Genomic DNA, 12,000 nt, shown 5'->3' on the forward strand with positions numbered 1-12,000 from the left:
CACCTTTCACATGCCTGCTTTTCTAGCCTGCCGCAAGGTCGGCTATGGCTGCGCGTGCGGCTGTGAGCAAGGCTTCCGGTTCGGCGGCGAAGACGGCATCGTGCGCGCCGGCTGCGGCCCAGACTTGGCGCAACGACAACAGTGATCGATCGGCAAATGCCGGGATGGCCGCCTTGTGACCGATCGGCGAAACGCCGCCAATGGCAAAGCCGGTTTCGTCGCGAATATAGCGTGGATCGGCTCGCTTGAGCGGTTCGCCGGCCAAAGCCGCTGCCTTGGCAAGGTCGAGCTGGTTAGATCCGGAAAGCAGGAAGAGATAGAGCCGTCCGCTATTCTCTCCCTGGAAGATCAGTGATTTGACGATCTGGGCAACGCTGCAGCCGCATTGTTCGGCTGCTTCTTCCGCCGTGCGCGTGGAAGCACCCATGCGGCGGACTTCGATCTCGAGCCCGGCGGCGGCCGCTGCTTCAGTGACGCGTTCGATGCTGCCGGCCATGGTGAGATTTCTCTGCCTTCAGTTTGATTCCAAAGGAATTTCCAGTTTCATTCCATCATACGCCGGTTCGATATGAGCCGGCGTTTCCGCATTCACCGTGTCGTAGTCCAGCGGCACATGCATATGCGTCAGAACCGCGCGTTTCGGCGCCAGCGTATCAATCCATTCCAGCGCCTCAGCGAGCGAAAAATGGCTCGGATGGGTGCGATATTGAAGCGCGTCGATCACCAGTAGATCCAGCCCTGTCAGGCGCTCGGCGGTCGCTGGCGGAAAATGGCTTACATCGGGGCAATAGGCCAGATCGCCGATTCGAAAGCCGAGAGAGATGATGTCGCCGTGGATCTGCGGCAGCGGCATGAAGGTGAGGGCACCCCCCTCTCCTTCGATCACGACGGGGTTGGAATGTTCGATCTCATGCGCCCGCAGGATCGGCGGATAGGAACTGCCGGCTGGCGTCTTGAAGCAATAGCCGAAGGCTTCATAGAGCCGGTCCAGTGTCGGCTGGTCGGCGTAAATATCCATCAGCTGTCGTTGCTCGAGGACATAGCCGCGCAGATCGTCAATGCCGTGAATGTGGTCGGCATGCGCATGGGTGTAGATCACGCCGTCGATGCGCTTCACGCCGGCCATCAGCATCTGCTCGCGGAAATCGGGACCGGTGTCGATCACCACCCGCGTCGTCGCGCCGTCCGGCCTGATGCGCTCGACCATGGCGGCTGCGCGCATGCGACGGTTTTTGGGGTTCTGAGGATCGCATTTTCCCCAGTCTCCGGTGATGCGCGGCGTACCGGGCGACGAGCCGCAGCCGAGGATCGTCAGGCGAAGCGTATCCGCCATCCGTCAACCGCCCAGCGCGGCTGGCCGCGGCATTTTCGTGAACAATCTGAAGAAGTTATCGGTTGTTATTGCGGCGATTTCATCTTCGCTGACGCCCAATGTCTCGCCGAGAACTTTTGCCGTATGCGCGACATAAGCCGGTTCGTTGCGCTTGCCGCGAAACGGTATCGGCGCGAGATACGGCGCGTCGGTTTCGACCAGCAGCCGGTCGCGCGGCACGTCGGCTGCGATTGCCCGCAATTCCTCGGATTTCTTGAAAGTCAGGATGCCCGAGAACGAGACGTAGCCACCAAGCTTGACGCCGGTCTCGGCAAGCGCGCGGCCGGACGAAAAGCAGTGAAGAATGAAGGGGAAGGCCCCCTTCCCTGTTTCCTCTTCGAGGATCGCCGCCATATCAGCGTCAGCATCACGCGAGTGGATGACCAGAGGCAGCCCCGTCTCGCGCGCTGCCGCGATGTGATTGCGAAAACTCCGCGCCTGGGCGTCTCGCGGCGCCTTGTCGTAGAAATAGTCGAGGCCCGCCTCGCCGATCGCCACCACCTTCGGATGCGCCGACAGCCTGACCAGTTCTTCAGTCGTCACGTCCTGCTCCTCGCCGGCATTGTGCGGATGCGTACCGACGGAACAGAAGACCGGATCGAATTGTTCAGCGATTTCCAGGATCGATGGGAACCGCTTCACGCGGGTCGAGATCGTAACCATGCGTTTGACGCCGGCGGCCTGGGCGCGCGCGATGATGGCCGCGCGCTCCTCGGCGAAGTCCGGAAAGTCGAGATGGCAGTGACTGTCGACCAGCATCTTAGAACGGCCTCACGCTGCCGGTGCTTCCGGTTCGACATAGCGCGGAAACACCGGTTCCGGCGCCGGTAATGGCGTGCCCGCAACCAGCGCGTATTCATCCGACACCTTGTCGAAGCCGCGTGCGTCCGCCGGCACCGCCAGCAGGTCGAGCAGCTTTGCAGCAGACGTCGGGATATAGGGCTGGCACATCAGGCCGACGCGCCGGATCGTCTCGGCGGTGGTGTGCAACACGGTTTCCATGCGCGCCGGATCGGTCTTCTTCAGCGCCCATGGCTCCTGCCCCGCGAAGTAGCGGTTGGCCTCGGCGACGACGGCAAAGATCGCGGCAAGGGCGTGATGAATCCCCTGCTCCGACATGGCCTTGCGCGCCGTTGCGAGGGCTGCATCCGCCTGATCGAGGATCGCCTTGTCCGCATCGGTCAACGCCCCGCGCGTCGGCACGACGCCACCGCAGTTCTTGGCGATCATCGACAGTGAGCGCTGCGCCAGATTGCCGAGATCGTTGGCGAGATCGGCATTGGTGCGGTTGACGATGGCGTCGTGGCTGTAGCTGCCATCCTGGCCGAACGGCACTTCACGCATGAAGAAATAGCGCATCTGGTCGAGGCCATAGCGCTCGATCATCGCGAACGGATCGACGACATTGCCGACCGATTTCGACATCTTCTCGCCGCGGTTGAACAGGAAGCCGTGGGCGAAAACGCGGCGCGGCAATTCAATGCCGGCCGACATCAGGAAAGCCGGCCAGTAGACGGCATGGAAGCGCACGATATCCTTGCCGATGATGTGGGTTGCCGGCCAGTAGTCCCATTTCGGGTTTTCCGTGTCGGGGAAGCCGGCAGCGGTGATGTAGTTGGTCAGCGCGTCGACCCACACATACATGACATGCTTGGGGTCGCCCGGCACCGGCACGCCCCAGTTGAAGGTCGTGCGCGAGATCGACAGATCGCGCAGGCCGGATTTGACGAAGCTCATCACCTCGTTGCGGCGCTCGGTGGGTGCGACGAAATCCGGCCGCTCCTCATAGAGCGCCAGAAGCTTGTCCTGATAGGCCGACAGGCGGAAGAAATAGGTTTCTTCCTCGGTCCATTCGACCGGCGAGCCAAGCGGCTCGCGGCGCACGCCGTCTTCGCCGACAGTCGTTTCGCCTTCGTCGAAATAGGCTTCCTGGCGTACCGAATACCAGCCGCCGTAGCGGTCCAGATAGATATCTCCGTTGGCGGCCATGCGTTCCCAGATGGCCTGGCAGGCCTTGTAATGCCGTTCCTCAGTGGTGCGGATGAATTCGTCGTTGGCGCACCCAAGCGCCTTCAGCATCGACTGGAAGACAGCAGAGTTCTTGTCGGCCAGCGCCTTCGGCGTGATGCCTTCCTTCTCGGCCGTCTGCTGCATCTTCAAGCCGTGCTCGTCGGTGCCGGACAGGAAGAAGACATCCTTTCCGTCCAGCCGCTGGAACCGGGTCAGCACGTCGCTGGCAATATCCGTATAGGCATGCCCGATATGCGGGTTGCCGTTGGGATAGAAGATGGGAGTGGTCAGATAGAATTTTTCGCGTGACATGAGTGCGCCGTCAAAAATGTGCATTTGGAAAGATGTCGCGGTCAGATAACGCATCGGAACGGCGATTGCCATCCCGGCGCGGACAAGCGTCACATTCGCATTGCGGCATTCAGGCGGTCGATCATGGTCAGCGCGTGCTGCTTCTTGTCGAGGTTGTAGGTTTCCGTCTCAGATATAGCCATTAGCGCTTCCTGCCAAGCATCGGAGAGCTTTTTTGCGCGCGCAAGGTCGCCGGCGCGGGCCGCATTGCTTGCCGAATCCGACAGCCTGTCGAGCGCATGCCGGTTGAAGATGTCGAATCGGATCGCCTGATCGCGGGCGGCGACAACGTCGGCAAGCTTGTGCGCCGCGCCAACTTCCAGCCCTTGTGCATCCGCCAGCGTGTCGATCGCCTCGGCAATTTCCAAGCCGCCATATTGCGTCAGAAGGATGGCGGCGCGTGCGCTGCCCCCAGCGCGCTCGGCAAGGGCCGCACGAGCCTGCTCACCATCCGGCGGCGGCGATTCAGCGCTGGCAAGAACCTTCATCAAGTCTTGCGGCGTCAGCGGCGAAAGCCGGACCGTCTGGCAGCGCGAGCGGATGGTCGGCAGCAGGCTGCCCGGCGAATGCACGATCAGGATGAAGACGGTGCGCGACGGCGGTTCTTCAAGGTTCTTGAGAAGCGCGTTCGCCGCATTGGTGTTCATGTCGTCGGCGGGATCGACTATGACCACGCGGTAGCCGCCGTCATGGGACGTCATCGACAGGAAGCGGTTCACCTTGCGGATTTCATCGACGGTCAGAACCGTCTTGAAGTTCTTCGTCTTGTCGTTGAGCGGCCGCGTCAGGTGCAGGATCGCGGGATGCGCGCCCGTGGCGATCTGCCGAAACAGTGATGACGCCGGGTCAGGATTGGCAAGTGCTGCCGGAGCTGATTGGCTCGACGGATACTTCAACAGATGATGCGCGAGGTGGAAGGCCAGCGTCGCCTTGCCGATGCCTTGCGGGCCAGCGAGAAGCAGGGCATGCGGCAGCTTGCCGGCGCGGTAGGCGGAAGCCAGCATCTCGGCCACCTCGCCATGTCCGAAGAGCCGCGGGTTTTCCGAAGGTTCCGGCACGCCGTCAAGCGTGTCGTGCTGTTCGGGTGCAATGCGTTCGAACATCAAGCCTCCTGCGCCCGGTCGCCAGTGGCGCCCACATGGGCTTCCAGCGCGGCAAAGACTGTCGCAGTAACCACGTCCTCGACGTCATGAGGCTTCTGCGCCGCATCGATGACGACGCAGCGTTCGGGCTCGTTGCGGGCGATTTCGAGATAGGCCTCGCGGCGCTTGCGGTGGATCTCCAGCGTTTCCTTCTCGAAGCGGTCAGCGACTTCATCACCGCGCCGTACGGTTGCGCGTTCCAGTCCCATTGCCGGATCGATATCGAAGATCAGAGTCAGGTCCGGCATCATGCCGTTGACCGAAACACGCTCGATCGTGGCCATGAATTCCGGTTCGAGATTGCCCGCTCCGCCCTGATAGACCCGCGACGAATCGACGAAACGGTCGCAAAGCACGATATTGCCGCGCTCGATTGCAGGGCGGATCACCTGCTCGATGTGATCTGAGCGGGCAGCCGCAAACAGCAGCGCTTCCATTTTCGGGCCGAAAGATTCGGCAGCACCCGACAGGATGACATGGCGCACAGCCTCGGCGCCGGGCGAGCCGCCGGGCTCGCGCGTCACGGTCAGGCCGTAGCCCTTGGCGCGCAATTTGTCGGCCAGCCGCTTGATCTGCGTCGACTTGCCGGCCCCCTCGCCGCCTTCGAAAGTTATGAAAAGTCCGCGCGCCAATTCAGTCCATTCCTCGTTTGGCCGGATGAATTGATCCGAACCAGCCGAACCTGTCTTATGCCGCGCGCGCCGAAAGGTCTATGTCTGCGGCGCCTTGCGCAGCCAGCCAACAAGCAGTTCGCCGACCGCGTCCAGCGCGCGCTGATGCAACGAGCCGAGCCCGACGCTTTCGCCCGCATAGAGCGGCGTTTCCTGGCTGAGCGTGTCGCCGATAGAAACACGCAAGGTGCCGATCTGCGTGCCCTCCTCCACCGGCGCAACGATCGGACCGTTGTAGATAATGCGTGCGTTGAAACGGTCCTTGTTGGTGATCGGCACCAGAATTGAAACCGGCCCCTTGGCTTTCAGTTCGACACCGGATTTGGCGCCGCCATAGACGGTGGCCTCAGCAACCACCTCTCCATCCGCGAAAAGCTCGGTCTTCTCGAAGGAACGCATGCCCCAGTCGAGCAGCTTGCGTGCTTCTTCCGCGCGCTCGCGGTCGCTGGTCATGCCGCTGAGAGCCGCAAAGATGCGCCGGCCGTCGCGGCTGACCGAGCCGACGATGGCGTAGCCGGACTCTTCGGTGAAGCCCGTCTTCATGCCGTCGGCGCCGATATCCATGGCCAGAAGTGGATTGCGGTTGCGTTGGGTGATCTTGTTCCAGGTGAAATCGCGCTGCGAATAATATTTGTAATATTCCGGATAGGTCTTCCAGATGTGCATGCCGAGCTGCACGAGTTCGCGCACCGTGACGACCTGCCCTTCGGCCGGCAGTCCGGTCGAATTCACGAACACAGACTTGGTCAAGCCGAGTTCGCGTGCACGGTCGGTCATCAGCGCAGCAAAGTTGGCTTCCGAACCGGCCATGCCTTCCGCGATGATGATGCAGCCATCGTTAGCCGACTGCACGACGACGCCCTGGATCAGGTCTTCGAGGCGGATGGTCGACTTCAGCTTGGCGAACATGGTGGAGCCACCTGAGCTTGCGCCACCGGTGCGCCAGGCGTTTTCACTGACTGCGAACGTGTCGTCCAGCGTATAGCGCCCTGCCTTGATCGCATTGAACACGACTTCCATGGTCATCAGCTTGGCCAGGGATGCCGGCGGAATCAGCGCGTCAGCGTCTTTCGAGAACAGGATCGAACCGGTTTCGGCATCGACCATGAAGGCCTGTTTCGCTTTTGTTTCAAAGAGTTGTGCCTGTGCTTGCATAGACAGCAAGAAGACAAGCGCGAAGCCGAAAACCGCAGCGAAGGGAGAAGACCTGACTGACATGGTGAGTCCCGTTGCCTGGACGATGCACGGACGGTAACAGGCTTTCAGCGACAGGATCAACCTTTCGCCGTCAAGCCTTGCATCACGTGTTTGGTAGCTGGATCAGTTGCGGATCGTCATCGCGTCCGGCGCGCCGTGCGACCAAGCCGTTTCGAGCATGTCGTCCAGCGAGGTGCGTCCATCGCTGAAAAGGCTGACCGTGTAGAACGTGGCGCCATCGGCCATCGATTTCTCGACCGTTGTCTTGCCGACAGCAGAAAGCGCTCGGGAAAGGCGGTCTGCCTCACCCTTCGAATGGAACGTACCGACCGCGACGTAGGCCACGAACGCATCCGGTGGGGTCTGGCTCGCATTGAGCCGCTTCCAGGATTGCGTGACGTCGTTTGCCGACATGCGCGTGCCGTCGAGCGCTGCGAAGGCGTTGGCTGCGCTGTGAATGCGCTCGTCTGCATAGGACATGGTGGCAAGAGCAAGCTGCGTCGGTGCGCCTTGCGGGCGCTCCGGAACGATCGGGCCGAATTCCGGCAGCACGATATTGCCGAACGCAACCGATTGCGCTGCCGAGCCAGCGGCGGGCGCAAAGGGCGGCGCATCGGTCATCACGCCGGGAAACGGCGTTGCCGCAGCGCTGCCACTTGGCGTTGCCCCATTCATGGCGATCATCACGCCGGTGGGCAGGCCGTCCGAAGGATCGGGCGCAGCATTGCCCGGCCGGTACGAGGCCATCAGGTATTGATCGTCACGCCCCTCGAGCGGCGCGCGGCCGACATATTCCACCTGCACCTTGGCGACGCCGACATGCGAATAATCCAGCATGTCGGCTGCCTGCTTGGACAAATCGATGATGCGGCCATCCGAGTAAGGCCCACGATCGTTGACGCGGACGATGACGGAGCTGCCGTTCTTCAGATTGGTGACGCGGGCATAGCTGGGCAGCGGCATCGTCGGATGCGCTGCCGTTAGATGCGTCATGTCATAGATTTCACCGTTAGCAGTCAGGCGACCATGAAAGGCGTCGCCATACCAGGAGGCAGCGCCGACCTTTTTGTAGCCCTTGTCTTCCTTCGGGTAGTACATCTTGCCGCGAACCATATACGGCTTCCCGGTCTGGTCGCGACCGCCGCCACGCGGCAGGTTGGAGCGCAAATTGGAGACGCGAGGGCTCGCTCTCACGCCATATTCGGATTCGGCGAAATATTCCTTGGACCGCTTCTTGCCGGCAACAGGCTTCGACGGCGCAGACGCGCAGGCCACGAGAGCTGCGGCGGAAAGCGCCAGAATGGCAATGGTGGAAGCGCGGCGAAAATGCCCGCGCGCCAGAATAAGCATTAGTGATGGTCCCCAGACGTTCTCATGCACCTACGCAGAACATGTAAAGGGACGCCTCGAATAACGCCGCACAGCGTCTGGCATCCCTACCGCAACTCTCCTTTTACGCAGGAATTAATTAGCACGCCATTAACCGATTGTGTTCGCAAACGGGCAAGAATGCGGCGAGCGCCGGTCACGATATATTAGCGCGTGTCTTGAAAGCTGTTGCGATACTCGCGCGGTGTGAGGCCTTTCAATGCCTTGAATTGCCTGTTGAAATTGGCAAGCGTTTCATATCCGACCGCATCGGCGATATGAGCGATGGGTCTTTCCGTGCCCGAGAGCATTGCGCAGGCTTCGCCCACTTTCAGGCGCATGATGTAGTCCGATATGGAAACATGCGCATGCCTCCGAAACAGGCGGTGCAGGCCCGACGGGCTGAGGGCTGCGACCTCGGCCAGTTCGCCAAGCGACAGGCCTGAAGCGTAGTTCAGATGAATATGGTCGAGCACGCGGTCGAGCCGCGAGCGATCGACGCCGGCGCGCGCAGGAACGCTTCTGGCGCTGGCAAGGGGTTCGGCGCCTGCATCCTGCGCCAGCATGTTGAGCACACGCAGAAGGCTGAGCAAGCGCTCGTCAGGCGATCGCGAGAACAGGTCTTCGATCAGCGGACGTGCACGGTCGGCATAGGACTGTCTAAACCTCAGGCCGTTTGCGGCGCGCTCCACCATGGACGCAATGGCGCTGAATTCGACGAGTGTGGCACTCAGCGTGTTTGCCCAACTGGGTAGAAACCACATCACCAGCGCGACGTGCGGCGCGCTGTCTTCAATCTTCTCGGTCGAATGCCATGTGTGCGGCAGGTTCGGGCCGATCAGCACGAGGTCGCCGTCGTCGTAGCTTCCGATGTGATCGCCGATGAAACGCTGGCCGCGTGAATTGCAGGTCAGCGTCAGCTCCAGCTCGGGATGGTGGTGCCATTGAAACGGAATCCCGTCATCGAGGCGACGATTGAGCATCGCCCAGGATGTACCCGGCTCAGGCCGCAATCTTTCCAGGAACGGCTTCATTCTGGCTTCTTTCAATCCAAAACGCCAAGATAGTATCAGTATGTGCCGTGCGAGTACAACATTGGGGGCCAGCAAGCGGTATCCTTCAGCATCATCATGGTTTGAGATGGAGGAGAAACCCATGGCGCATGCAACGGATTTGAAACAGGACGCCCACCCGACCTCGAAAAAGGTCACGACGCAGCTCAAGGACATCGAGAAGAAGCTGCCGCTACGGGTGTTGAGCGAGGCCGACTGGCAGCACTGGATCACCAGGGGCTATGTCATCGTGCGCAATGCGGTGCCGCAGGAAAATGTGCAGCAGCTCGTCGATCTGCTTTGGGAATTCGACGAGAAGGACCCGAAGGACCCTTCCACCTGGTATGCGCCGCAGCGGCGCGACCACCAGATGAAGGAGCTCAACGGCGCCGGCATGGTGGAAATCTACAATCACCAGCATCTATGGGACAATCGCCAGATGCAGCGCGTCTACGACGCCTTCGTCGACATATGGGACATGGAAGAGCTTTGGGTGGCGATCGACCGCGCCAACCTCAATCCGCCCAAGAAGACCCCCGGCAATGTCAACGGCTTCATCCACTGGGACAGCGATACGTCGCTGCGCCCGCTGCCGATCGGCGTTCAGGGCGTACTTTCGCTCGTCAAGCAGGACGGCGATATCGGCGGCTTCCAGTGCATTCCCGAGTTGTTTTCGAATTTCGAGGAGTGGGTGAAGACGCAGCCGGAAGACCGCGATCCGCACCATCCGGACCTGGCCGGACTGACCATAACCAATATCGAAATGAATCCCGGTGACCTGTTGATTTTCAACACACTCCTGGCCCACGGGGTGCGCCCGAACTACTCCAAAGACCGCGTGCGGATGGCGCAATACATCTCGATGTTCCCGGCCGACGAGGACGATCTGGTCGAGCGCACCGCGCGCGTCACCTCATGGCGCGAACTGGAAGCCCCGCAGCGCGCCTCCTTCCCCGGCGACCCGCGCGACTGGGAGAAGAAAAATGCCAAGACCGCCGAACTGACTGAACTCGGCAAGAAGCTGCTTGGCCTGAAGAACTGGCATTGATCTGAGACAAAACCGGCGGCTTCGCGTCAAGCGAGGCCGCCGTTTGTTCGTTTAATCGGCAGTCAGGCGTTGCCGTCGATGAAACGGTCGTAGTCCGAGACAAGCAGGCGCAACGGTGCTTCGTCTTCCTCGATGTTGGAAAAACGGCCGATCGGATCGGCAAAGATGTTGTCGGTGAGGTCGTCGTTGACCGTGGAAACTTCCCCAATCAGCACATCGCCACCCTCGCCCCAGAATGCGTGCCATACGCCCGGGAGCAGGGTCACGCTCTCGCCCGGATCGAGCTTCAACAGTCCGCCTGCCGGCAGTTTTCTCACCACGCCGTCGGTCGGAACTTCTACTTCCTTGTGGCGATCGATGCCGCCGTCTTCAGCCGGCATGAAAAGTTCCAGAACGAGCTTGCCACCGCCGCGATTGATGATGTCCTCGGCCTTCACGATGTGGCGGTGCATCGGCGACAGCTGGTCCTTGCGCGAGATCATGATCTTTTCGGCATAGAGCATGCCGGTGCCGCGCGTCAGATCCTCGGCGCGGCCATTGCGGACGGTGAAGAGGAACAGGCCGAGCTCGTCATATTTGCCCTGCCCGTAATCGGTGATGTCCCAGCCAAGGCGGGAATCGACGATACCGGCAGGCCGGCGCGTCTTCAGTTCCTCCGGCGACCAATAGGCGAAGGGCGGCATGACATAGCCGAAGGAGCGAATGAAGGCGTCGCCCTCGCGGATGATCTCATTGATGCGGGAGCGTTTCATGTCGAAGTTCCTTCATGTGTCGAAGCATCCATTCTGGACGCGGAAATCCTGTAGCGTGTGGTCCATCGTTCGCCGGCGGTGAAATTCCTTCCAAGCGAAAGACTGTCAGGCGCCTGGGGAGCAAAACGTGTGTCGTCGAACCAGGCGTTCACCGGCTCGATGCCGACACCGCGAAAGCTGCTCGACCATGGCGGCGCGCTGCGCCCGCGATCGGAGAGCCAGATCAATGCGGCGGGAAAATCATCCCGGTTCCAGTCGAGTTGAACGCGATAGCCATCATCGGGATAGAGAATCCTTATGCAGCCGGACGCACCGTCGATCTGGATGATCTCCTCGGCAAGACCGCTTGGCTGACTGGAAAGATCGGCAACGCTTCCGTTCTCCAGCGGAACCTGTTCAAGCGAGGCGAATATATCGTCGGGTTTCAGGCGCGACACGCCTGGTTCGACGATTTCAGGAAATGTATGGCCTTGCGAGAAAACACCCGGATCAAGCAGCAGCCTCTTGCCCTGCTCTGGCATCCGGAAAATCGGATGGAGCCCGACCGGCAGCAGGCAATCCGCCCGCGCTTCGACAGTCAGCGTGATTTCGACGGCCGCTTCGCCCGGCACACCGGCAATGTGGCGTTCGACCCGTTTGATCGGATGATCCGATGGATAGTCGATTGCCAGAGCGATCTCAGCCGCCGTCTCGCTTGTGACGTGCCAGGCATTGTCCGTGGCATAGCCATGGTGATGCGGGTCGACCGCCGTTTTGCCGAACGGGACGCAGGCCCATTCGCCGCCAAGCTGGCGCAGATGCGCGGGAATGTTTGTGTTGGCGGCAATTTCCGTATCGTCAATCCACGGCGCCTCGGCAAATGGCGTCACCGAAGAACCGTCATCCAGAACCAGTGTCAGATTGTGAAGCGACCCGCCGATGGCGAAGATTTCCGCATGGCCGCGATCCCAGGACAGCGCCCAACGAGAACGTTCCGCAGATCGAGCGGATTCGTCTGCCGACAGGGCCTGATCACTGGGCGCCAACACCGGCTTCTC

The 12,000-nt window shown here is 61.0% G+C and carries 12 protein-coding genes; 1 reads left to right on the top strand and 11 read right to left on the bottom strand.

Annotated features, from left to right (window positions below):
- Positions 1-22 precede the first annotated feature (22 nt).
- The 9 genes from WBQ96_RS26195 to WBQ96_RS26235 form a co-directional block, all read right to left on the bottom strand.
- A complete protein-coding gene (locus WBQ96_RS26195; protein WP_336552728.1) occupies positions 23-496 on the bottom strand; it encodes a YbaK/EbsC family protein in 474 nt (157 codons plus the stop codon).
- Between the two features lie 18 nt (positions 497-514).
- On the bottom strand, positions 515-1,333 hold the full coding sequence (locus WBQ96_RS26200) for an MBL fold metallo-hydrolase (RefSeq protein WP_336552727.1): 819 nt from the start codon (positions 1,331-1,333) through the stop codon (positions 515-517).
- A 3-nt stretch (positions 1,334-1,336) separates the two neighbouring features.
- Positions 1,337-2,131, bottom strand: a complete 795-nt coding sequence (locus WBQ96_RS26205; protein ID WP_336552725.1) for a TatD family hydrolase — start codon at positions 2,129-2,131, stop codon at positions 1,337-1,339.
- 12 nt (positions 2,132-2,143) lie between these two features.
- The gene (metG, locus tag WBQ96_RS26210; protein ID WP_336552723.1) at positions 2,144-3,694 is read right to left on the bottom strand and encodes a methionine--tRNA ligase; all 1,551 of its coding nucleotides are present in this window, start codon (positions 3,692-3,694) and stop codon (positions 2,144-2,146) included.
- Between the two features lie 89 nt (positions 3,695-3,783).
- The gene (locus tag WBQ96_RS26215; RefSeq protein WP_336552721.1) at positions 3,784-4,839 is read right to left on the bottom strand and encodes a DNA polymerase III subunit delta'; all 1,056 of its coding nucleotides are present in this window, start codon (positions 4,837-4,839) and stop codon (positions 3,784-3,786) included.
- Positions 4,836-5,507 carry a dTMP kinase gene (gene tmk, locus WBQ96_RS26220; RefSeq protein WP_336552719.1) on the bottom strand — a complete coding sequence of 224 codons (672 nt, stop codon included), beginning with the start codon at positions 5,505-5,507 and terminating at the stop codon, positions 4,836-4,838. The genes WBQ96_RS26215 and tmk overlap by 4 nt, the downstream gene beginning before the upstream one ends.
- A gap of 78 nt (positions 5,508-5,585) precedes the next feature.
- Positions 5,586-6,701 (bottom strand): D-alanyl-D-alanine carboxypeptidase family protein, encoded by a 1,116-nt coding sequence (locus WBQ96_RS26225; protein WP_336552767.1) that lies wholly within the window; start codon positions 6,699-6,701, stop codon positions 5,586-5,588.
- 165 nt (positions 6,702-6,866) lie between these two features.
- Positions 6,867-8,093 carry a septal ring lytic transglycosylase RlpA family protein gene (locus WBQ96_RS26230; RefSeq protein WP_336552717.1) on the bottom strand — a complete coding sequence of 409 codons (1,227 nt, stop codon included), beginning with the start codon at positions 8,091-8,093 and terminating at the stop codon, positions 6,867-6,869.
- A 185-nt stretch (positions 8,094-8,278) separates the two neighbouring features.
- Entirely contained in the window at positions 8,279-9,145 is an 867-nt protein-coding gene (locus WBQ96_RS26235) for an AraC family transcriptional regulator (protein ID WP_336552715.1), read from the bottom strand.
- Between the two features lie 121 nt (positions 9,146-9,266).
- Between WBQ96_RS26235 and WBQ96_RS26240 the strand changes: the two genes are divergently transcribed.
- Entirely contained in the window at positions 9,267-10,211 is a 945-nt protein-coding gene (locus WBQ96_RS26240; RefSeq protein ID WP_336552714.1) for a phytanoyl-CoA dioxygenase family protein, read from the top strand.
- Positions 10,212-10,273: 62 nt separating this feature from the next.
- Here the strand turns inward: WBQ96_RS26240 and WBQ96_RS26245 are convergent, their stop codons facing one another.
- On the bottom strand, positions 10,274-10,963 hold the full coding sequence (locus WBQ96_RS26245) for a D-lyxose/D-mannose family sugar isomerase (RefSeq protein ID WP_165113957.1): 690 nt from the start codon (positions 10,961-10,963) through the stop codon (positions 10,274-10,276).
- Positions 10,960-11,991 (bottom strand): hypothetical protein, encoded by a 1,032-nt coding sequence (locus WBQ96_RS26250; protein ID WP_336552711.1) that lies wholly within the window; start codon positions 11,989-11,991, stop codon positions 10,960-10,962. The genes WBQ96_RS26245 and WBQ96_RS26250 overlap by 4 nt, the downstream gene beginning before the upstream one ends.
- Between the last annotated feature and the right edge of the window lie 9 nt (positions 11,992-12,000).

The organism is Mesorhizobium sp. CCNWLY176 (assembly GCF_037153935.1).
Lineage (GTDB): Bacteria > Pseudomonadota > Alphaproteobacteria > Rhizobiales > Rhizobiaceae > Mesorhizobium_M > Mesorhizobium_M zhangyense.